Raw genomic sequence first — 21,833 nt, 5'->3', positions numbered from 1 at the left:
CCCCAAAGTAGGGGTGACCACCGGTGCGGTTTCGTTCTGAACAGGCTTGATTAGCTTTTTGGCAGTGACCTTCTGTTGCTTGACAACTTTTGGCGTCGTGGTGCGGACGACCTTCGCCTGAGGTCTCGCCACAACTGGCGTCGGCTCTGGTCCGGGCGGCAACATGGACGTACAGCCCATGAGCGCCGCCAAAACCGTGGAGAAAGTTGTCCCAACGATTACCTGTTTCGAAGCCCAGCCCACCACTTTTGCCTCCTGTTGATCAGAACAAGTCCCGGCGCGGATTGGCTTGCTCCCAGACCGCCCTGGCCGTCTTGACCAGTTGATCGTCCAACGAGCCGTCCGCCGAAATCTTCGATTTGAGTTCCCCACGCATCTGTTTCAGAGCCGCTGTCTTCGCCTTCGCGCCGAATTTCGCGAGCGTCGCCTTTGCGTCCGGGATTTCGTTGCGAAGATCGAGGGCGGCTGCGAAAGCGAGATAGCGCACGGCCACCGCCTGATCGACCTTGTCGCCTCTTTGCATCTCCAGCGCCGCGCGATCATACGCGGCCGACTGATCGCCGCGGTTGGTCGCCAGCTCGAAAAGCCTTTGCGCTTCGGCCAGATCTTTCTGGACGCCGACTCCATCCCTGTACATGCGGGCAAGGCTGCCGGGCGCATAGGGCTGGCCGAGATCCATCGACTTCTGGAACAGCGAGAGCGCGGCCTTGGGGTCCTTCTCGACGCCCGTGCCGGCGAGATAATTGCGGCCGAGCAGGTTCATCGAGTACATATCCTGCCGCTCCACGCCAGCTTTGAGGAAGGCCACCGCGCGCGCCGGATCTGCCGGCACGCCGTTGCGGCCCTCGGTGAAGATCGCCGCAAGATCGTTCATCGCGTAGGTATGGCCCATCGCCGCCGCCTTGAGCAGCAGGTCAAGCCCCTTGCCGGTATCGCGGTCTACACCGTAGCCGTTGAACAAAGCGCGGCCCCATGAGGTCATGCCATAAGGATCGCCCTTGTCAGACGCCGCCGCATAGAAAGTGTTGGCCTGCTTGCGGTTGGCGGGCATACCCGTCCCGGTTGCGTTGAGGTAGCCGAGCTCGAACACAGCGCGGACATGTCCCTTGTCGGCAGCGTCCTGGATTGCTTTCTTCGCCTCATCGACCTTGCCGGCGGCGAGCAGCGCGCGGCCGAGTTCGTAGTGGAAACGCGCGACATCGGGATAGGCCTTCACCGCCGCCTGGCAGGCGTCCACCGCGCCGGCGCCGATCTCGTTCGGCAACAGGCCGGGGACGACGCCCTGCAGGTCCAAAGGCTCGCCTGCCTTTTGGTCGCACGGATCGACACTGGGCGACAGCTTCATCGTCGCCGGCTTTGACGGTGTGTTGTCGGCCGTGATTTCGACGCCGACTATCAATGGCTGGACCGTGCCTATCTGCGGCTCGTAGCGCAGCTTATCGACTTCATCGGCCGTCAGGCTCGACTGCGGCGACAGGGTCCGATCCGGCAGGGACAGCGTCCCGGTTGCCGGATAGCTCGCGAGCTTCACGCTGACCGCCGGATCCTTGGTCGGCAAATCCAGCTTCAGCGGGACCGGACCGACACCGACCGGAACGTCCACGTCATGGTTCTCGATCGCCTCGGCGGCGCCGGCGATGTGGATGCCGCGCTCCACCACCTGCTGCTTCTGCTCGGACTCCAGCGAGGCCACAAGCTGCTTGCCGGCGGTGCCGTTGCCGTTCTTGACCCGGAACACGAGGATGCCTTGCGATCCGCCGCCCCATTCGTCATGCGTGGCATAGGCCAGCATATCGACCTGGTCCTCGGCATCGGCGCCCTTCGGCACGTCCATCTGGAGCCGCGGCAGGTCCTTGCCCTCTATCGGCTGGCCCGTTGCGATCGGCTTGCCGTCCAGCATCAGACGCCCCAGCGCCGGTGGCCTTTCGATGCTGATGGTGACCGCGCCGCCGTCGACATCGACCGGCACAGGCAGGTCGAGCGCGACCGGTCCGACGCCCGACGGCACTGTCTTTTCCAGCACCGGCGGCAAAGCCGGCCGGCTGGCGCGGCGCATCAGCACCACCTCGTCGATCAGCGAGGAATTCTCCCACGGAACCTGCGCCCCCTTGGTGGTCTCGACCACATCGCGGCGCACGGCCGCCATGACGGAGCGTATCTCCTGGTTCGGCGCCAGCGCGCGGCGGGAGAAGGCGGACGAGAACGGGCTGAGATCGCCGGAGCCGTCATAGGCGACGGCGCCCGGCTCGGTGGCGAAGGCGATCAGCGTGTTCAGCGAGCTCTTCACCTGTGCAAGGCCGGTGCCGCCGGCCGCGATCAACTGGTCGCGCAGCCAATAATCCTTGCGAGGGAACGGGTTGTTGCGGCAGGCATCGAGGATGATCACCTGGATCTTCGATTTGGCGCGCAATTGCTGCAGGACATCGTCGAGCTTGACCGCCTGGACCTCGATGTCGGCCGCAGCCTTGAGCGACGCATCGACCGGGATCAGGAAGTTCTCGCCGCCGATCTGAAAGCCGTGGCCCGAATAATAGACGATGGCCAGGTCCGCGCCGTCCGCCGCCGCGAGGTAATTGCGGAACTCCTTCTCGAACTGGAGCTTGGTCAGGTCCTTGGCGACGAACACATCGAATCCGGCCAGCCGGAACGTGTTCGACACATCCTCGGCATCCTTGTCGGGATTCTTGAGCGCCGGGATTTCGCGGTATTGCGAATTGCCTATGACAAGCGCAACCCTTCGATCGGCCTGGGCCTGCACCGTCGTGAGGCCCACGACGATCAAGGCCGCAATCAGCGCGTAGCGTCGCAGCATGGCAAAATCCCCAACCGCTATGACCTGTCAGCCACAAGAATTCAGCTTGCAGCATCGCGGTCTGTTAAAGACTTCACAATCTGCCAAGGCGGCAAGGAACGCGCCCGCGATGGCAGGCAGACGTATCCAATAAACTGCTAAAATAGCTCAGAGCCCGAGACGCCGCAATGACCTGGGCAAGCGCATCGCCGGCTGCGAGGCGAGGACGCCCCGGTTTCGTCCGGGCGTCCTCGCAAGGCGTTTACTTCCCGGCGTATATAGGCTTGCCGTCCGCAGTCGCCGCGCCAGATGATAGCGACGGCCGACGCCTCGCCGGGCACTCCTTCCCGGATCAGGCACCACTCCACATCGCATCCGGCACCACGACCAGCTTGCCGACGAAGTCCTTGCCCATGAAGTCCGTCTGGGCGCGGTGGAAGTCCGAGAGCTTGTAGACGCCGCCGACCAGCGGCTTGATCTTCTTTTCCTCGATGTAGCGGACGATACGGCGGAAGTCGGCGCGCGTGCCCTGGCTCGAGCCGTGGAGCTGGAGCTGCTTCAGATACATGGTGCGCAGATCGAGCTGCACGACCGGCCCGGCAATGGCACCCGCCGTGGTGTAGCGGCCCTCGGGCCGCAGGATACGCAGCAGGTCGTTGAAGATGGTCCCGCCCACGAGGTCGGCCACCACGTCGATGGGCTGGCCGCCGGTCGCTTCGTTGACGGAGGCGGGCAGGTCGGCCACGCCGCGCGTGATCACCTTTTCGGCGCCGATGTCGAGCACGGCCTGTTCCTTGCCCTTGCCGACGACGGCATAGGGGATGGCGCCGCGCGCCCTTGCCAGTTGCACGATACCTGAGCCGACGCCCCCAGACGCGCCGGTGACCAAGACGCGCTCGCCGGCCCGCAGCCCAGCACGCTCCAGCATCTGCTCGCCGGTGAGATAGGCGCAGCAGAAGGTGGCGAGCTCGACATCGCTCAGATCGGTGTCGACGACATGCGCGTTCTCGGCCGGCAGCGCCTGGTATTCGGCATAGCCGCCGTCGCGGCCATGGCCCATATAGTCGATGTCGGCCAGCGAATCGTCGTCGCGGTTGTAGATCGAGAAGTCGACCATGACGCGTTCGCCGATGCGGCTCGCAGGCACGCCGTTGCCGATAGCGACGATGGTGCCCACCGTGTCGGTGCCCTGGATGCGCGGGAAGGTCAGCGTGTTGCCTTGCCGGCGCCACGTCGACACGGCCGCCGCGTCCTCCTCCGTACCATAGGCGCCCTGGCGCACCCAGACATCGGTGTTGTTCATGCCGCAGGCGCTGACCTTGACCAGCACTTCGCCGGCGGCAGGTGCCGGCACCTTCACATCGGTGCGGTAGACGAGCTTCTCCAGGCCGCCATGGCCGGTAAGCTGCACGGCGGCCATGGTGGCGGGAACGGTTCTGGTCATGGCATTCATATCGCTTCTCGGATGTCGCTTCTCAGATGCTGGCGAGGACGCTGTTCACCGCGTCGGCGGTCTTTTCGACGACAATGTCGGCTTCCTCGCGCGTGAGGCAGAGCGGCGGCGCGAAGCCGAGGATGTCGCCCTGCGGCATGGCGCGGCCGATGACGCCGCTCGCGGCAAGCGCCGTCGCGATCTGTGGCCCGACCTTCAGCGCCGGATCGAAGAAGACGCGGTCGTCGCGGTCCTTGACGAACTCGATCGCGGCCAGCATGCCGTCGCCGCGCACCTCGCCGACATTCCTGTGGCCGCCGACGGCCTTGGCGAGCTCGGCGCGGAAATAGGCGCCGGTCTCACCGGCATTCCGCACCAGGTCCATCTCGTCGATCAGTTCTAGATTGGCGACGCCCGCGGCAACGCAGATCGGGTGCGCCGAATAGGTCCAGCCATGGCCGAGCGAGCCAAGCTTGTCGGAACCCTTGACCAGCACCTGCCAGACCTTGTCGGAAACGATGACGCCAGAGAGCGGCGCATAGGCCGAGGTCAGGCCCTTGGCGATGGTGATCAGGTCCGGCTTGATGCCGTAATGGTCGGAGCCGAACATCGTGCCGAGACGGCCGAAGCCGGTCACCACCTCGTCGGCGACGAGCAGCACGTCATATTTGTTGAGCACAGCCTGGATCTTCTGCCAGTAGCCGGCCGGCGGCGGCACGATGCCGCCGGTGCCGAGGATCGGCTCACCGATGAAGGCGGCGACCGTGTCAGGGCCTTCGGCGAGGATCATCTCTTCGAGCTTGTCGGCGCAATGCTGCGAGAACTGCTCCTCGGTCATCGAGCGATCGGTGCGGCGGAAATAATAGGGCGCTTCGGTGTGCAGGATCGGCGCGCGCGGCAGGTCGAAGGCGTTGTGGAACAGCTCCAACCCGGTCAGCGAGCCGGTCATCACGCCGGAACCGTGATAGCCGCGCCAGCGCGAGATGATCTTCTTCTTTTCCGGCCGGCCGAGCACGTTGTTGTAATACCAGATCAGCTTGATGTTGGTCTCGTTGGCATCGGAGCCGGAGAGACCGAAATAGACTCGGCTCATGCCCTCCGGCGCGCGATCGATGATCATCTTAGCAAGGGTGATCGACGCCTCGGTGCCGTGCCCGACATAAGCATGGTAGTAGGCGAGATTCCGGGCCTGCTCGGCAATGGCATCGGCGATCTTCTGGCGGCCATAGCCGACATTGACGCAATAGAGGCCGGCAAAGGCATCGATGCTCTTCTTGCCGGTGTTGTCCCACACGGTGACGCCCTCGCCGCCGGCCATGATGCGCGCTGGTGACTCGCCCCGCGCGTGCGTGCCCATATGCGTCGAGGGATGGAAGAAGTGGTCGCGATCCCAGGCGGAGAGTTCGTTGGACTGTTCGAGCATTTTTGACTCCTGACGAGAATGAAGACCTGCGCAGCTTAGGCTACATCGAGGCAGAGGTATTTGAGATCGGTGAAGGCTTCCAGCCCGTGGCGCGAGCCTTCGCGGCCGGTGCCGGACTGCTTGACGCCGCCGAACGGTATCGGCGCGCCGGTGATCTTGACGCGATTGATCGCGACCATGCCGTAGTCCAGCGCACGCCCCAGGCGCGCCTGCCGCGCGCCGTTCTCGGAGACGACATAGGCGACCAGGCCGTATTCGGTGGCGTTGGCGCGGGCGACGACTTCCGCCTCGTCGTCGAACGGCGTGACGGCGGCGACGGGCCCAAACGTCTCCTCGCGCATGATCAGCGCTTCGTCCGGTACATCGACAAGCAGCGTCGGCTGGTAAAACAGCGGGCCGGCAGCGTGGCGCTTGCCGCCGGTCAGGCAACGGGCGCCGTGAGCGATTGCGTCGGCGACCTGTTCCTCGACCTTCTTGACCGCGCGCTCATGCATCAACGGCCCGATCTCGGCGTCCGCGGATAGCCCGTTGCCAACGCGAAGCTGCTCGATGCGGCGCGCGAAGGCGGCGCAGAAGCGGTCGTAGATCGGCCGCTGCACATAGATGCGGTTGGCGGCGAGGCAGTCCTGGCCGGAGGTGGCGAATTTGGCGTCGAGCGCGATGGTCACCGCCTTCTCGACGTCGGCGTCGTCGAAGACGATCAGCGGCGCGTGGCCGCCGAGCTCCATGACCAGGCGCTTCATCGTCGCAGCACTCTGCGCGGCGATCAGCCGGCCGACTTCGGTCGATCCGGTGAAGCTCATCGCGCGGACCCGCGCATCGGCGCACATGGCGCCAACAATGGTGCGCGCATCACCCGTGATGACGTTGAAGACGCCGGCCGGCAGCCCGGCCCGCTCGCCAAGCTCGGCCAGCGCCAGTGCCGACAGCGGCGTTTCGGAGGACGGATGCGCCACCACCGTGCAGCCGGCGGCAAGCGCGGCCGCGGCCTTGCGGGTGAGCATGGCCGACGGAAAATTCCAGGGCGTGACGACGCCGACCACGCCGAGCGGCTCGCGGCGCACCGACATCTCGGCGTTCGGCAGATGGCTGGTGACGCTTTCGGCGTTGAGGCGTTTCGCTTCCTCGGCATACCACTCGACGAAGGACGCGGCGTAGTCGATCTCGCCAAGCGATTCCTTCAGCGGCTTGCCCTGCTCGAGCGTCATTAGCAGCGCCAGATCGTCCTTGGCGGCGATGATCAGATCGAACCATTTTCGCAAAATTTTCGAGCGCTCCTGCGGCAACAGTGCCCGCCACGCAGGAAACGCTCGGGATGCTGCGTTGATCGCCTTCGTCGTCTGGGCGGCATCGAGCGCCGCCACAAAGGCGACGGTAGCGCCGGTCGCCGGATCGGTGACCTCGAAACTTGCCGCAGCCTCGCTTGCCGTCCAGTGGCCGTCGACATAGGCGAGCGCGCGCAGCAGCCGGCGATCGGCGAGGCGGTCGAGCGCTTCATGGTGGTTGGTGCGGGCCAAATGCGCGGACATCAGTCAAGTCTCCCGGTGTCGAGGCGATAGGGAGAGACTAGTCGCGCGATCGAGACAAAGAGGCTGTTTCGGCGATCCGATGTAGAGAGATTGTCTCTATTTCTCCGAGAGAGCAGGTCGATCTCTCTAGCTTGCCGGCTGGCGGGTGCCACCAAACGGTGAAAATTGGCCGAGGCTCCTCAGCCTGTCATCCTTGGGCGAAGCAGGAGCGCAGCTCCGTCGCGGAGACCCAAGGATCCATGCCGTTACCTCGATCGAAGGGCGCAGCGGTACAGAATTCTGCACCGTCGCAATGCCTTTGCGCCACGGCATATATCCTCGGGTCTGCGCCGCGTCGCTTCGCTCCTTGCTCCGCCCGTGGATGACGAAGTGCGGACGTTTCGGCTAATCTCCACGCCGGTCGCGAGACCGACTCACCCTTGCTCCGGCAGCAGGTCGGCCACAGGCAGCACGGTCTCGTCCTTGACCGTCTTGGTGACGATGTAGGTGAAGTAGCGGTCGATGCCGATCTCGCGTTCGAGCAGGTCGTCGACCAGCCGCTGATAGGCATCGATGTCGCGCGCCATGACCTTCAGCACGTAATCGACGCCGCCGCCCACTGACCAGCAGGCGACGATCTCCGGAACGTCGCGCACCACGCGCTCAAACCGGTCGAAGTCGGCCTGGCGATGGTTGGCCAGCGTCACCTCCATCAACACGGTCGCCACCGGCGCGATGACGCGCATGGCGATCGCGGCGTGATAGCCCGAGACGATGCCCGCTTTCTCCAGCTTGCGCAGCCGCATCCAGCACGGCGTCGGAGACAGGCCGACCTTCTCGGCCAGCGCCAGCTTGGTGATGCGCCCGTCGCGCTGGATGGCGTCCAGAATCCTGAGGTCGATCGGGTCGAGCTTCGCTGCCGCCATGCGGTATCCGCCTTTCGTTCAGGACACCATGACGATGCATTATTTCGATTGTCAATTGCACTGATTTCGATCTCTAATAAGTCATGACATTATGGCAGCCAGATCCTGCTCTCGTCCGCCGCCCGGCCTATCTCTCGCTGGCCGACCAGTTCGCCCGCGCCATCCATGACGGGCGGCTGGCCAACGGCACGCGGCTGCCGACGCATCGCCGGCTGGCGGACGACCTGAAGCTTTCGGTGCAGACCGTCAGCCGCGCCTATGAGGAGTTGATCCGCCGCGGCCTGATTTCCGGCGAGGTCGGCCGCGGCAGCTTCGTGCAGACGCAGCGGCGCGAGCCGGAGCCACCCTACATCCCGGAACGGCTGGGCGAGGTTATCGACCTTTCGATCCTGAAGCCGGTCTGCGAGCCGATGCATCTGGAGAAGATGAAGCAGGCGCTGGGGTGGCTTTCCGAGAACCTGCCGTCCAGCTCGGCGCTGTCGTTCCGGCCGAACATGGTTTTCCCGCGCCACCGCGCGGTCGCGGTCGAGTGGCTGAAGCTGTGCGGGCTGGAGGCGTCACCGCAGAACATCAGCCTCACAAACGGCGCCACCGCCGGCATGACGGTGGCGCTGATGAGCGTGGCGCCGCCCGGCTCGACCGTCGCTACCGAGGCGATCGGCCACCACACGCTGGTGCCGTTGGCCCGCTATCTCGGCTTCAACCTCGAAGGGCTGCCGATCGACGGCAACGGGCTGATCCCCGAGGCGCTCGACGAGGCCTGCCGTCTCTCGGACATTCGCGCGGTCTTCGTCCAGCCCTCGGTGATCAACCCGACGGCGACCCTGATGGATGCCACTCGCCGCGGGCAGATCGCGGCGGTCGCCCGCAAGCACGACATCGCCATCATCGAGAACGACGTGCTCGGGCCGCTGGTCGAACGCCGGCCGCCGGCGGTCGCCGCCTTTGCACCGGAGCGGACGCTCTACGTCACCTCCTTCACCAAGATCACCGTGCCCGGTCTGCGCATCGGCTATCTCGCCGTGCCGGACCGCTATGTGGCCGCCGTCGCCAACCGCCACCTTGTCTCGAACTGGATGGCGACGCCGATGGTGGCGGAGATCGCCACGCGCTGGGTGAATGACGGGACGGCGATGGAGCTGGTCAACTGGCAACGACAGGCGTTGAGGCGGCGCCAGGAGATCGCCGCGGAAGTCCTGGCGGGCGTCGACTATCGCGTCCACCGGGACGGGCTGCATCTGTGGCTGGAGCTGCCGGGCGACCGCGCCGAGGAGAGCTTTGTCTCTCAAGCGCGCCTGCGCGGCGTGGCGATCGCGCCGGGTACTTCGTTCCGCATCGCCGACACGCCGTGGCGTCCGGCCGTGCGCATCTCGCTCGGATCGACCACAGAGGGGGAACTGCGGACGGGCCTGAGCGTTGTCGCCAAGCTGCTGCTCGGCGATCCGGAGCATCTCCTGCTCGCCATCTGATGCACAAAAGGAGTCCAGATTGCCCTGAAATTGTGCCGCGCCGGAAATATTGTCATGATATTATTTTCCTAATTGACATGATTTGACGCGTTTCGCATCGTTAAGGGCATAGGCTTCTCCAGAACGGGGAAATGGATTGCCCGCGCCCATCATCAAGGTCGATGCGATTTCGAAGAGCTTCGGCACCTTCAAGGTGCTGGACGGTTTGTCGATGCAGGTGATGCCCGGCGAGAAGCTGGCGCTGATCGGCCCGTCAGGCTCAGGCAAGACGACGATCCTGCGCATCCTGATGACCTTGGAGAAGATCGACGGCGGCCACATCCAGGTCGATGGCGAGCAGCTCTACCACATGGAGCGCAACGGCCAATTGCTGCCGGCCGACGAGCGGCACCTGGCCAGGATGCGCCAGAAGATCGGCATGGTCTTCCAGCTCTTCAATCTCTTCCCGCACAAATGCGTCATGGACAATGTGACGCTGGCGCCGATGCTGACCAAGGGCGTCGCGCGCGCCGCCGCCGAGAAGCGGGCGATGGAACTGCTCGACATGGTGGGCCTCGCCGACAAGGCGAAAGCGATGCCGGCGCAGCTTTCCGGCGGCCAGAAGCAGCGCGTGGCGATCGCGCGCGCGTTGGCGCTGTCACCCAAGATCATGCTGTTCGACGAAGTGACCTCAGCGCTCGATCCTGAGCTGGTCGAGGAAGTGCTCAACGTCATGCGCAGGCTCGCCGCCGAGACCGACATGACGATGCTTCTGGTTACACACGAGATGGGCTTCGCTCACGACTTCGCCGACCGCGTGCTGTTCTTCGACCGCGGCCGGATCGTCGAGGAAGGCAAGCCCGATGAGATTTTCCGCCATCCCAAACAGGAAAGAACGCAGAGCTTCCTGAAGAAGATCATCGCGGCCGGACATCGCGTCTGACCGCTATGCAGACGGGCGGCGCAAGCCGTCCACGGGCGGCCCAAAACCGTCCCGAACCGAGCAAACCAATAACAGAAACAAGGAGTTGGGAACGATGAAGAAACTTGGCATTCTGGCTGGCGTCGCCGGCCTCGCAGTGAGCACGATGCTGCTCGCCTCCGGCGCGCGTTCGGCCGACGATGCAAAGCTGGAGCAGCTCAAGCAGCAAGGCTTTGCCCGCGTCGCCATCGCCAACGAGCCGCCCTATACGGCGGTGGCCGCCGACGGCAAGGTCTCGGGCGCGGCGCCGGACGTGGCGCGCGAGATCTTCAAGCGTCTCGGCGTCAACGACATCGTTGCCTCCATCTCCGAATATGGCGCCATGATCCCCGGCCTGCAGGCTGGACGCTTCGACGTCGTCACCGCCGGCCTGTTCATGAAGCCGGAGCGTTGCGCGGCGGTCGCCTATTCCGAACCGGTGCTGTGCGATGCCGAGGCGATGCTGGTGAAGAAGGGCAATCCGAAGGGCTTCAAGAGCTATGAGGACATCGCCAAGGACAGCTCCGCCACCGTCGGCGCGCCCGGCGGCGGCACCGAGGAGAAGCTGGCGCTCAATGCCGGCGTGCCGCGCGATCGGGTCATCGTCGTGCCGGACGGCCAGAGCGGCCTGAAGATGGTGCAGGACGGCCGCATCGACGCCTATTCGCTGCCGGTTCTGTCGATCAATGACCTGATGAAGAAGGCCAACGATCCGAACCTCGAAGTGATCGCGCCGGTGCAGGGCGCTCCGGTCTATTGCGACGGCGCCGCCTTCAAGAAGGGCGACGAGGCGCTGCGCGATGCCTATGACGTCGAGCTCGCCAAGCTGAAGAAGTCCGGCGAGTTCGCCAAGATCATCGAGCCCTACGGCTTCTCCGCCAAGGCGGCGATGTCGACGACACGCGAGAAGCTCTGCGCGGCGAAGTAAGCTCTTTTTCCTTCTCCCCGCTTGCGGGGAGAAGGTGTCACGAAGTGACGGATGAGGGGCGGCGCCAAGATATCAGAAGCTGGTTCCGCCCCTCATCTGCCTGCCGGCTTTCGTCGCTCGAAAAGCCAAGCAATTGGCTTTTCGTTCGCTGCGCGAACCGCTCCTCAACTCCCCGCGGAACGGGGAGAAGGGACTTGTCGCGGCTGCCCCGCGCAACCGCAAACGATAGGAAATTTTACACTCAGATGACCCAGTGGTCCGGCTATCTCGGCCTGATATTGCAGGGAGCACTTGTCACCATCGAGCTGACGCTGATGGGGTCTGTGCTCGCGCTGATCATGGCCTTCCTGGCCGGCATGGGGCGCGTGTCGCGCTTCTTCATCCTGCGCGCGATCGCCACGGCCTATATCGAATTCTTCCGCGGCACCTCGATCTTCGTGCAGCTGTTCTGGGCCTATTTCGTGCTGCCTTTCGCCGGCCTGTCGCTGACGCCGTTGCAGGCCGGCGTGCTGGCGCTGGGCCTGAATGTCGGCGCCTATGCGGCGGAAGTCGTGCGCGGCGCCATCCTGTCGGTCGGCCGCGAGCAATATGAGGCCTGCACGGCGCTCAATCTCGGGCGCTGGCAAGGCATGCGGCACGTCATCCTGCCGCAGGCGCTGCTCGTCATGTTGCCGACCTTCGGCAACAACGCCATCGAGCTGCTCAAGGCGACGTCGGTCGTGTCGCTGATATCGCTCGCCGATCTCACCTTCCAGGCGCAAGTGGTGCGTTCGCAGACCGGCAGCACGCTGATGCCGTTCCTGTCCGTGCTGATCATTTATTTTGCGCTGGCCCTGATCATTTCCTGGGGCGTGCGCACGCTGGAGCGCCGCATGGCGCGCGGCCTGGATGGAGTGCGCGTCTGATGGACTGGGATTGGAACTTCGTCTGGGAGATCATGCCGACCCTGATCCAGGGCGTGAAGATCACCATCCTGGCAACCATCCTGGGCTCTATCCTGGCGGCGATCGTAGGGCTTGCGATCGCGCTGGCGCGGCGCTCCGAGAACCGGCTCGTCGCGCGCAGCGTCGGCTGGTTCGCCGAATTCATCCGCGGCACGCCGCTGCTGGTGCAGCTCTATTTCATCTTCTACGTGCTGCCCGATATCGGCATCCTGTTGCCGCCGCTGGTGGCTGGCGTGATCGGGCTCGGCCTGCACTACGGCACCTACACGGCCGAGGTCTATCGCGCCGGGATCGACAACGTGCCGCGCGGCCAGTGGGAGGCGGCCAAGGCCTGCAATCTCAACGGACGCCACACCTGGACGCATATCATCCTGCCGCAGGCGATCCCGCCGATGATCCCGGCCCTGGCCAACTATTTCATCGCCATGTTCAAGGAGACGCCCCTGCTTTCGGCGATCACAGTGCTCGAGCTGATGAACCAGGCGAAGAGCGTCGCCAACACCTATTACCGCTATATCGAGCCGATGACGCTGGTCGGCGCGTTCTTCCTCGTCATCAGCCTCTGCTCCGTCGTGCTGTTGCGCTGGCTGGAGCATCGCTACGGCAGGATCGAAAGATGAAAGTCATGAAAGCACTGCCCGAGATCCGGCTCGAAACGGCGCGCCCCGCGCTTGACGCACGTCCGCTGGAAAAGCGCGTCGGCCTGATCGCCTTGGCCACCGACCACACCAGCGAGGTGGATTTTCGCCGCATGGTGGCGAGCGAGCGCATCGGCGTCTACGTCGCGCGCATCCCTTACGCCAATCCGACGACGCCGGAGAATTTGCGCAAGATGCAGCCTTCGCTATCAGCGGGCGCGGCGCTGATCCTGCCGGACGAGACGCTCGATGCCGTCTGCTACTCCTGCACCTCCGCTTCCGTGGTGATCGGCGACGCCGAGATTGAAGCTGCGATCCAGGCGGCCAAGCCCGGCGTGCCGGTGGTCACGCCGCCGATGGCCGGTATGCGCGGGCTGAGCGCCTTCGGCGTGAAGCGCATCAGCATCCTGACCCCCTACACCGTCGAGACCAGCCGGCCGATGGCCGCCTATTTCGCCGCGCATGGCTTCGACATCCAGAGCTTCACCTGCCTCGGCTTCGAGGATGACCGCGAGATGGCGCGCATCAGGCCGGCTTCCCTCATCGACATGGCGCGCAAGGTCACGCATCCGCAGGCCGATGCGCTGTTCGTCTCCTGCACCGCGCTGCGCGCCGCGCTCGCGGTGCCGGGAATGGAAGAGGCGATCGGTCGCCCGGTCGTCACCAGCAACCAGGCCAGCGCCTGGAACTGCCTGCGGCTCTGCGGCGACGACACGCCGCGACCGGAGTTCGGCCGCTTGTGGACCAAGCCGCTTGGACAGTAAAGTTATGTCCTGCGTACAAGAGCGACCCCTTCTGGCCTGCCGGCCATCTCCCCCTCAAGGGGGGAGATTAGCTGCTGCTATGCTTTCGCCAATCATCGACGTTGCAGGAAGAGAGACAGCGTCGAAGCTGTGGATCTCCCCCCTTGAGGGGGAGATGGCCGGCAGGCCAGAAGGGGTCGCCCCATGACGCGCACCATCGTCATATCGGACATCCGCGCCGCGCGCGAACGCATTGCCGGCAAGGTCGAGCGGACACCCGTCGTGTTGTCGCAAAGCCTGTCGGAGCGCACCGGTAGCCCGGTTCATCTCAAGCTTGAGCACCACCAGACCACCGGCGCCTTCAAGCTGCGCGGCGCTTCCAATGCGATGGCCGCCCTGAGCCCGGACGAAAAATCGCGCGGCGTCGTCGCCGCCTCGACCGGCAATCACGGCCGCGCGCTGGCGCATGCGGCCAAGCTCGAAGGCATGCGCGCGGTGATCTGCATGTCGAGGCTGGTGCCCGAGAACAAGCTCGATGCCATCCGCCGCCTCGGCGCCGAAGTGCGCATTGTCGGCAACAGCCAGGACGACGCCCAGCAGGAGGTCGACAGGCTGGTGGCGGAGGAAGGGCTGGTCATGCTGCCGCCCTTCGACCATCCCGATATCGTCGCCGGGCAAGGCACGCTTGGGTTGGAAATCATGGAGCAGGTTCCGGACGCAGCATGCGTGCTGGTGCCGCTCTCCGGCGGTGGGCTCGCGTCCGGCGTGGCTGCGGCCGTCAAAGGCGTGAGCCCGGGCACGAAAGTCATCGGCATCTCGATGGCGCGGGGCGCCGCGATGAAAGCCAGCATCGACGCAGGCCGGCCCGTGCAGGTCGAGGAACTGCCGACGCTGGCGGACTCGCTCGGCGGCGGCATCGGGCTCGACAACCGGCTGACCTTCGCCATGTGCCGCGACTTGCTCGACGACGTGGTCCTGCTTTCCGAGGACGAGATCGCCGCCGGCATTCGCCATGCCTATGAAGAGGAGCGCGAGATCGTCGAAGGTGCCGGCGCCGTCGGCATTGGCGCCCTGCTTGCCGGCAAGGTCAAAGTGAGCGGCCCGACTGTGCTCATCCTCTCCGGCCGCAACATCGACATGAGTCTGCACCGTCGCATCGTTTGCGGCGAATCCTCCACAAGGGAGCGTGCCGCATGAGCCGGATGACAATTCTCACCGAAAGCGATCTGCGCAAGATCGTGACGCTCGACCTGGAAGCCGTCGCCTGCGTCGAGAACGCCTTTCGCGCCCTGGCCACGCTCCCGGTGGCGATGCCGCCAATCTTGAGGCTCGACATTCCCGAGCATCGCGGCGAAGTCGACGTGAAGTCCGCCTATGTGCCAGGCATAGACGGCTTCGCCGTCAAGATCAGCTCCGGCTTCTTCGACAATCCGAAGCTCGGCCTTCCGAGCGGCGGCGGCATGATGGTGCTGCTTTCGGCCAAGACCGGCGTGGTCGAGGCGCTGCTGCTCGACAATGGTTATCTGACCGATATCCGCACGGCGGCCGCCGGCGCGGTCACGGCCAGGCATCTGTCGCGCGAAGATTCCAAGGTCGCGGCGATCTTCGGCGCCGGTCTGCAGGCCGGCCTGCAATTGGAAGCGCTGCGCCTCGTGCGGCCGATCGAGGAAGCGCGGATCTGGGCGCGCGACGCCGCCAAGGCCGAAGCAACCGCCGCCCGCCTGCGCGACAGGCTGGGCATCATGGTTCGCGCCGAGCCGGATGCCGCGAACGCGGCAGCCGGCGCCGACATCATCGTCACCACGACGCCGTCGACCGAACCGCTGATCAAGCCCGGGTTCGTTTCCGCCGGACAACACATCACCGCGATGGGCTCGGATGCCGAGCACAAGAACGAGATCGCGCCGGCGATCCTGCGCATGGCCGACCTCTATGTCGCCGACAGCGCCAGGCAGACACGGCGCCTTGGCGAGCTCCATCACGCGATCGAGGCTGCGGTTTTCGCAGCCGACGCCGAGGTCACCGAACTCGGCCAGATCATTGCCGGCAGCAAACACGGCCGGCGCTCGGCAAGCGACATCACCATCGCCGACCTCACCGGCACCGGCGTGCAGGACACCGCGATCGCCACGCTTGCGCGGGATCGCGCGCGGGCGGCGAAGGCGGGAACGATTTTCGAGAGCTAGTACCGGCCGCAAGGCCCAACAAACGAGGACCAAGAACGATGCAGCCAAATCTGAAATTCTCGCGGAGCGAATTTGCCGATCGCCTCGCCAAGACCCGCAGAGCGATGGAGGCCAAGGGGGTCGATCTGCTGATCGTCAGCGATCCCTCCAACATGGCCTGGCTGACGGGGTATGACGGCTGGTCCTTCTATGTGCATCAGGCGGTTATCGTGCCGCCTACAGGCGAGCCGGTCTGGTACGGCCGCGGCCAGGACGCCAACGGCGCCAAGCGCACCGCCTATCTCGCGCATGACAACATCATCGGCTACGCCGACCACTATGTGCAGTCGACCGAGCGGCATCCGATGGACTACCTTGCCAGCGTGCTGGTCGAACGCGGCTGGGACAAGCTCTCCATCGGCGTCGAGATGGACAATTACTGGTTCTCGGCCGCCGCCTTCGCGTCGCTGCAAAAGCACTTGCCCAACGCCCGCTTCGCCGACGCCACCGCGCTGGTCAACTGGCAGCGCGCGGTGAAGAGCCCGACCGAGATCGAATACATGCGCAACGCCGCCCGCATCGTCGAGGCGATGCACCAGCGCATCGTCGACAAGATAGAGGTCGGCATGCGCAAATGCGATCTCGTCGCCGAGATCTATGATGCCGGCACGCGCGGCGTCGCCGGCATCGGCGGTGATTATCCGGCGATCGTGCCGCTGCTGCCGTCAGGCGCCGACGCTTCGGCGCCGCATCTCACCTGGGACGACAAGCCGATGAAGGCGAATGAAGGCACGTTCTTCGAGATCGCCGGCTGCTACAACCGCTATCATTGCCCGCTGTCGCGCACCGTCTTCCTCGGCAAGCCGACGCAGGCGTTCCTCGACGCCGAGAAGGCGACGCTGGAAGGCATGGAGGCGGGCCTGGCCGCCGCCAAGCCCGGCAACACCTGCGAGGACATCGCCAACGCCTTCTTCGCCGTCCTGAAGAAGTACGGCATCGTCAAGGACAACCGCACCGGCTACCCAATCGGTATCTCCTATCCGCCGGACTGGGGCGAGCGCACCATGAGCCTGCGCCCCGGCGACCGCACCGAGCTCAGGCCCGGTATGACCTTCCACTTCATGACCGGGCTGTGGCTGGAGACGATGGGCCTGGAGATCACCGAGTCGATCCTCATCACCGACACCGGCGTCGAATGCCTGGCCAATGTGCCGCGCAAGCTCTTCGTGAAGGACTGAGGCCGATGTCAGCTCTGCGTCCATCGCCGGTCGCGCCTACCGTCGACTTCGAGCGCGACGGCGTCCAGCACGGCTTTTTGCGCCTGCCCTACAGCCGCGACGATTCTGCCTGGGGGTCGGTGATGATCCCGGTTTGCGTCGTACGCAACGGCAAGGGGCCGACGGCGCTGCTGACCGGCGGCAATCACGGCGACGAGTATGAAGGGCCGTTGGCGCTCTACGAGCTCGCCCGCACGCTCGATCCGAAACAAGTCTCCGGCACGATCATCATCGTGCCGGCGATGAACTATCCGGCGTTCCGGGCCGCCACGCGCACCTCGCCGATCGACAAGGGCAATATGAACCGTTCTTTTCCCGGCCGTCCCGACGGCACGGTGACGGAGAAGATCGCCGACTATTTTCAACGTGAGCTGCTGCCCCGCGCGGACCTCGTCTTCGACTTCCATTCCGGCGGCAAGACGCTGGATTTCGTGCCCTTCTGCGCCGCGCATACGCTGCCGGACAAGGCGCAGGAGAGAAAAGCCTTCGCCGCGGTCGAAGCGTTCTCGGCGCCGTTCTCGATGCGCATGACCGAGATCGATGCCGTCGGAATGTATGACACGGCGGCGGAGGAGATGGGCAAGGTCTTCGTCACCACCGAGCTCGGCGGCGGCGGGACCTCGCGGGCCGAGACGGTGCGGATTGCCCGGCGCGGCATCCTCAACGTGCTTCGCCATGCCGGCATCGTCTATGGTGCGGTCGAGAAGGGCAGAACCCAGTGGCTCGACATGCCGTCAGGCGATTGCTTCGCCTTCGCCGAGGAGGACGGGATGATCGAGACCACGATCGATCTCGGCGAGCCTGTCGAGGACGGCCAGGTGGTCGCGCGCATCCATCCGGTCGGCCGTACCGGCCAGGCGCCGCAGGAGATCAGGGCCAGGATGTCGGGGCTGCTCGCCGCGCGGCACTTCCCGGGCCTGGTCAAGGCCGGCGATTGCGTCTCGGTGCTGGCCGTGGCCGTCGGATAGTTATTGCACCACGCGCTTCTCGAGCTTGCGGGCGAGCGTGCGCCGGTGCAGGCCGAGACGGCGCGCGGTTTCGGAAATGTTGAAGCCGGTTTCGACCAGCGTCTCGTGGATGCGCTCCCATTCGAGGTTCTTGATCGAGGTGGGACGGCTGGTGAGCGGCACCGACACATCTCCCTCGTCGCGGCCGAAGGCGGCTTCGATGTCGTCGGTGTTGGCGGGCTTGGCCAGATAGTGGCAGGCGCCGAGCTTGATCGCCTCAACCGCAGTGGCGATGCTGGCAAAACCCGTCAGCACGACGATCCGCATCGACGGATTGCGGGCGCCGAGCAGCTTGACGCATTCGAGTCCCGATCCCGCTCCCAGCTTGAGGTCGACGACGGCATAGGCCGGAACGGCCTTTTTCAGCGCGGCCATCACGGCGTCGCGGTCGTGGCAGACCACGACGTCGTAGTCGCGCTTCTCAAACGAGCGTTTGAGGGTGCGCGCGAAAGTCGCGTCGTCCTCGACAATGAACAAGGATCGATCAGGTTTCACGATCGTCTCCGTGGGTCAGCGCCGCCAGCGGCAGCGAAAGGGTAACGCAGGCGCCCTCCTCCATGTTGCGCGCTGAAACGTCGCCGCCGAGCTTGCGCACGACATTGAACACCAGGAAGAGGCCCAGGCCGCCGCCCGGACGCCCCTTGCTCGACATATAGGGCTGGCCGAGCCCGGCCAGAATATCCTTGTCGAAACCCGGTCCGCGATCCTTGACGGTGAACACCAGTTTCTCATCCTGCCGCTCGGCAGCGATGCCGACCCAATCGTGCGATGCTTCCAGCGCATTGTCGAGCACATTGAAGATCACTTGCCGCAGCGCCGTGTCGGACACGATCGGCTCGTCCGGCTCGAAACCGTTGCTGAAGTCCAGCCTGGAAGGCTGGCGGCTGACACGCCACTCCTGGACGAGATCGTCGAGGAAGTGACGGATCGTGGTGCGGATCGTGCCCTCGCCCCGCGCCTGGCCGGAGGACATGAGGATGCCCGTGACGATGCTTTTGCAGCGCTCGATCTGCGCCTGCATCTCGGCCACGTCCTCGGCAAGTTCGCGGTTGCGCTTGACGCCCTGCATCTGGCGCCAGTCGGACAGGATGACCGATATGGTCGAGAGCGGCGTGCCCAGCTCATGCGCGGCGCCGGAGGCGAGCAGGCCCATGCGCACGATGTGGTCTTCCTCGGCCGAACGCTGGCGCAGGTCGGCGAGATAGGCGTCGCGTTCGCGCAGGTTGCGGTTGATGCGTGTCATGAAGATCACGATCAGGCCGGCCGCCAGCACGAAGCAGATGAACATGCCGCGCAGATGCAGCGCCAGGAGGTCGCTGCCGCCGTGATGCGGGAGCGCGATCGGCTGGAAGACGAAGATGAGGAAGACGAAGCAGGCCGAGGCGGCCATGACCAGGATCCAGGTCGACCATGGCGCCAGCAGCGCGGCGCCGAGCGTGATCTGCAGCAGATAGAGCGACACGAACGGGTTCGAGGCGCCGCCGCTCAGATAGAGCTGCGTGGTCAGCGCCGCCATGTCCAAAATCAGCGCGACGAAAAGCTGGCCGTTGGAGATGCGGCGATTGCCGCGCAGGGCGAGCAGGCTGAAGATGTTCAACCCGACGAGGAAAAGCACGACGCCAGCCATCTCGGTAAGCGGCAGCGGGATGGCGAACCAGTATTGCGTCACCAGAATGGTCAGCACCTGCCCCGCCACCGCCAGCCAACGCAAGTGGATGAGAAGCAGCAGGTTCTTCCTGTTCGTCACGTCGACGTTCGAGGCGGCGCCTCCGTGGCCGGCAAGAGGAGCCGCTGGGAACGCCTTCCCGTGATGAAGCCGCGCGATCGAGATATTCATCTTGACGCCTTCCGCTGGCCGCGGCCGGCGAAGATCGGCCTGGCAAGCGCCATCGCCAGAATCGCTGCCAAGGCAAACCAGGTCAAAGCATAGACCAGATGGCTGTTGCGGAAGGTGACGACAGTCAGGCCGCCGCGCGGCCAGCTGTCCGCGCTGGACGCCCCGGCGTCGATGAAATAAGGCGCGACATCGGTCAGGCCGCGCGCCTTGGCGATTGCCGCGACGTCGCGCGAATACCAGCGATCGGCCGCCGGATCGTTGCTGCGCAGGAAGCCGCCTCCGGGCTCGCTGATGCGCAACAGCCCGTCAATCGCCGTAGGCGACCTCGGGCCGCCGCTCTCTTGTTGAAATTCGGCCTTGCGTTCCCGCGGAACGAAGCCGCGGTTGACGAAGACCGTGAAGCCGCGGTCGTCGCGCATCGGCGTCAGCACCCAATAGCCGCCGCCAAGCTCGGTCACCGCCTGCACCAGCGTGTTGGCTTCGCCAGAGAAACTGCCGGTGAGGCGTACATGGCGATATTCATAGCCGGCCGCGTTGATATCAGCCCATGTCGCGGGTCCCGGCGCATCGACGACCGGAGCATGGATGCGCTGGTCGACGCGGGCGATCAGGTCGAGCTTCCAGACCCGTCTTTCCAGCTGCCAGATGCCAAGCCCAAGAAACACCAGAACGCCGAGAAGTCCGAGCAGCGCAAGCAAGAAGCGCGACGCGGAGCCTTTCGACGGCGCGGCGTGAGTGCCTGTATCCGCCCGGCCGCCCGTGACTTCTGCCTTGAGATTGACCCTCCCCACGCCCGAAACAGGGCTCATGGCATCTCCCGCATCTCGTGGAGCCCGGGCATCATGTTGGCGTTGAGATGGTACATCACCCAGAGCGAGCCGCTCAGCACGATGACGACGAGGATCACCGTGAAGATGAGCGCCAGCATCGACCATCCGCCCTCGGAGGCCGGGTTCATGTGCAGGAAGAAGATCATGTGGACGACGATCTGCACCGCGGCGAAGGCCATGATGATCACGGCCGTGGCCTGCTTGTTGTCGATGACGCCATCCATCACCAGCCAGAACGGGATGGCGGTGAGGATCACCGACAGGAAGAAGCCAATCAGATAGCCCTTCAGCGAGCCGTGCGCGGCGCCGCCATGCGCGTGGTCGTGACCGGCATGATCATGAGCGCTCATCGCAACGTCCCCATCAGATAGACGAAGGTGAAGACGCCGATCCAGACGACGTCGAGGAAGTGCCAGAACATCGAGAGGCACATCAACCGGCGGCGGTTGGCCTCGATCAGGCCATATCGCGCGACCTGGACCATCAGCGTCACCATCCAGACGATGCCGAAGGTGACATGCAGGCCGTGCGTGCCGACCAGGGTAAAGAAGGACGACAGGAAGGCGCTGCGCTGCGGCGTCGCGCCCTCATGGATCATATGCGCGAACTCGTAGAGCTCGATCGACAGGAAGGTGAGGCCGAACAGCATGGTCACCGCGAGCCAGGCTTGCGTCGCGCCGACACGGCCCTTGTCCATGGTCAGCATGGCGAAGCCATAGGTGATCGAGGAGAGCAGCAGCATGGTGGTGTTGACCGCCACTAGGCCGAGATCGAACAGGTCCTTCGGCGCCGGACCCGCCGCGTAATTGCCGCCGAGCACGCCAAAGGCCGCGAACAGCATGGCGAAGATCAGGCAGTCGCTCATCAAATAGAGCCAGAAGCCGAGCATGGTGCTGCCGCCTTCGGCGTGCGCATGCTCCTCTTCCAGGTGGAAGACCGGCTCGGCGCCGGCCGTGATTGCCGTAGATGCCATGC

General features: G+C 65.0%; 21 protein-coding genes. 10 read left to right on the top strand and 11 right to left on the bottom strand.

From position 1 onward, the window contains the following. The 6 genes from EOA23_RS36070 to EOA23_RS09485 all read right to left on the bottom strand — a co-directional run. The coding region (locus tag EOA23_RS36070) for a hypothetical protein (RefSeq protein ID WP_127303749.1) at window positions 1-246 on the bottom strand (246 nt) is incomplete at its 3' end. Between the two features lie 16 nt (window positions 247-262). Beyond that, a complete protein-coding gene (locus EOA23_RS09505) occupies window positions 263-2,812 on the bottom strand; it encodes a caspase family protein (RefSeq protein ID WP_127303748.1) in 2,550 nt (849 codons plus the stop codon). A 331-nt stretch (window positions 2,813-3,143) separates the two neighbouring features. Then, window positions 3,144-4,244 (bottom strand): alcohol dehydrogenase family protein, encoded by a 1,101-nt coding sequence (locus EOA23_RS09500; protein WP_127303747.1) that lies wholly within the window; start codon window positions 4,242-4,244, stop codon window positions 3,144-3,146. Between the two features lie 22 nt (window positions 4,245-4,266). Next, complete coding sequence (locus EOA23_RS09495; protein ID WP_127303746.1) at window positions 4,267-5,646, bottom strand: aspartate aminotransferase family protein; 1,380 nt, start codon at window positions 5,644-5,646, stop codon at window positions 4,267-4,269. A 35-nt stretch (window positions 5,647-5,681) separates the two neighbouring features. Next, window positions 5,682-7,175 (bottom strand): NAD-dependent succinate-semialdehyde dehydrogenase, encoded by a 1,494-nt coding sequence (locus tag EOA23_RS09490; RefSeq protein WP_127303745.1) that lies wholly within the window; start codon window positions 7,173-7,175, stop codon window positions 5,682-5,684. A 413-nt stretch (window positions 7,176-7,588) separates the two neighbouring features. Further along, the gene (locus EOA23_RS09485) at window positions 7,589-8,080 is read right to left on the bottom strand and encodes an Lrp/AsnC family transcriptional regulator (protein ID WP_127303744.1); all 492 of its coding nucleotides are present in this window, start codon (window positions 8,078-8,080) and stop codon (window positions 7,589-7,591) included. A gap of 83 nt (window positions 8,081-8,163) precedes the next feature. Between EOA23_RS09485 and EOA23_RS09480 the strand changes: the two genes are divergently transcribed. From EOA23_RS09480 to doeB, 10 genes are all read left to right on the top strand, one after another. Then, complete coding sequence (locus EOA23_RS09480) at window positions 8,164-9,549, top strand: PLP-dependent aminotransferase family protein (protein WP_127303743.1); 1,386 nt, start codon at window positions 8,164-8,166, stop codon at window positions 9,547-9,549. Between the two features lie 136 nt (window positions 9,550-9,685). Then, window positions 9,686-10,471 (top strand): ectoine/hydroxyectoine ABC transporter ATP-binding protein EhuA, encoded by a 786-nt coding sequence (ehuA, locus tag EOA23_RS09475; protein ID WP_127303742.1) that lies wholly within the window; start codon window positions 9,686-9,688, stop codon window positions 10,469-10,471. Between the two features lie 94 nt (window positions 10,472-10,565). Next, window positions 10,566-11,417, top strand: a complete 852-nt coding sequence (gene ehuB / locus EOA23_RS09470; protein WP_042638470.1) for an ectoine/hydroxyectoine ABC transporter substrate-binding protein EhuB — start codon at window positions 10,566-10,568, stop codon at window positions 11,415-11,417. A gap of 245 nt (window positions 11,418-11,662) precedes the next feature. Next, complete coding sequence (gene ehuC, locus EOA23_RS09465; RefSeq protein WP_042638468.1) at window positions 11,663-12,322, top strand: ectoine/hydroxyectoine ABC transporter permease subunit EhuC; 660 nt, start codon at window positions 11,663-11,665, stop codon at window positions 12,320-12,322. Continuing rightward, entirely contained in the window at window positions 12,322-12,981 is a 660-nt protein-coding gene (gene ehuD, locus EOA23_RS09460; RefSeq protein ID WP_126062740.1) for an ectoine/hydroxyectoine ABC transporter permease subunit EhuD, read from the top strand. The genes ehuC and ehuD overlap by 1 nt, the downstream gene beginning before the upstream one ends. A 5-nt stretch (window positions 12,982-12,986) precedes the next feature. Next, window positions 12,987-13,763, top strand: coding sequence for an ectoine utilization protein EutA (eutA, locus tag EOA23_RS09455; RefSeq protein WP_127303750.1), 777 nt, complete (start codon window positions 12,987-12,989; stop codon window positions 13,761-13,763). A 183-nt stretch (window positions 13,764-13,946) separates the two neighbouring features. Continuing rightward, window positions 13,947-14,939 carry a hydroxyectoine utilization dehydratase EutB gene (gene eutB / locus EOA23_RS09450; RefSeq protein WP_127303741.1) on the top strand — a complete coding sequence of 331 codons (993 nt, stop codon included), beginning with the start codon at window positions 13,947-13,949 and terminating at the stop codon, window positions 14,937-14,939. Further along, window positions 14,936-15,928, top strand: coding sequence for a cyclodeaminase (locus EOA23_RS09445; RefSeq protein WP_127303740.1), 993 nt, complete (start codon window positions 14,936-14,938; stop codon window positions 15,926-15,928). The genes eutB and EOA23_RS09445 overlap by 4 nt, the downstream gene beginning before the upstream one ends. 38 nt (window positions 15,929-15,966) lie before the next feature. After that, window positions 15,967-17,145, top strand: coding sequence for an ectoine hydrolase DoeA (gene doeA, locus EOA23_RS09440; protein ID WP_127303739.1), 1,179 nt, complete (start codon window positions 15,967-15,969; stop codon window positions 17,143-17,145). A 5-nt stretch (window positions 17,146-17,150) separates the two neighbouring features. Further along, window positions 17,151-18,152 carry a N(2)-acetyl-L-2,4-diaminobutanoate deacetylase DoeB gene (doeB, locus tag EOA23_RS09435; RefSeq protein WP_127303738.1) on the top strand — a complete coding sequence of 334 codons (1,002 nt, stop codon included), beginning with the start codon at window positions 17,151-17,153 and terminating at the stop codon, window positions 18,150-18,152. Here doeB and EOA23_RS09430 read toward each other — a convergent pair whose 3' ends face one another. From EOA23_RS09430 to cyoC, 5 genes are read right to left on the bottom strand one after another with little or no spacing between them, the layout of a single operon-like run. Further along, the gene (locus tag EOA23_RS09430) at window positions 18,153-18,686 is read right to left on the bottom strand and encodes a response regulator transcription factor (protein WP_127303737.1); all 534 of its coding nucleotides are present in this window, start codon (window positions 18,684-18,686) and stop codon (window positions 18,153-18,155) included. After that, a complete protein-coding gene (locus tag EOA23_RS09425; RefSeq protein WP_127303736.1) occupies window positions 18,676-20,028 on the bottom strand; it encodes an ATP-binding protein in 1,353 nt (450 codons plus the stop codon). Before EOA23_RS09425 ends, EOA23_RS09430 begins: the two co-directional genes overlap by 11 nt. Then, window positions 20,025-20,837 carry an SURF1 family protein gene (locus EOA23_RS09420; protein ID WP_127303735.1) on the bottom strand — a complete coding sequence of 271 codons (813 nt, stop codon included), beginning with the start codon at window positions 20,835-20,837 and terminating at the stop codon, window positions 20,025-20,027. Before EOA23_RS09420 ends, EOA23_RS09425 begins: the two co-directional genes overlap by 4 nt. After that, window positions 20,834-21,208 (bottom strand): cytochrome o ubiquinol oxidase subunit IV, encoded by a 375-nt coding sequence (cyoD, locus tag EOA23_RS09415; protein ID WP_127251953.1) that lies wholly within the window; start codon window positions 21,206-21,208, stop codon window positions 20,834-20,836. Before cyoD ends, EOA23_RS09420 begins: the two co-directional genes overlap by 4 nt. After that, complete coding sequence (cyoC, locus tag EOA23_RS09410) at window positions 21,205-21,831, bottom strand: cytochrome o ubiquinol oxidase subunit III (RefSeq protein ID WP_127303734.1); 627 nt, start codon at window positions 21,829-21,831, stop codon at window positions 21,205-21,207. Before cyoC ends, cyoD begins: the two co-directional genes overlap by 4 nt. Window positions 21,832-21,833: the final 2 nt, after the last annotated feature.

Source organism: Mesorhizobium sp. M2A.F.Ca.ET.042.01.1.1 (assembly GCF_003997405.1).
Classification (GTDB): domain Bacteria; phylum Pseudomonadota; class Alphaproteobacteria; order Rhizobiales; family Rhizobiaceae; genus Mesorhizobium.
Note: the sequence above shows the minus strand (reverse complement) of the source record. Positions and strands in the feature narration are given on the sequence as shown.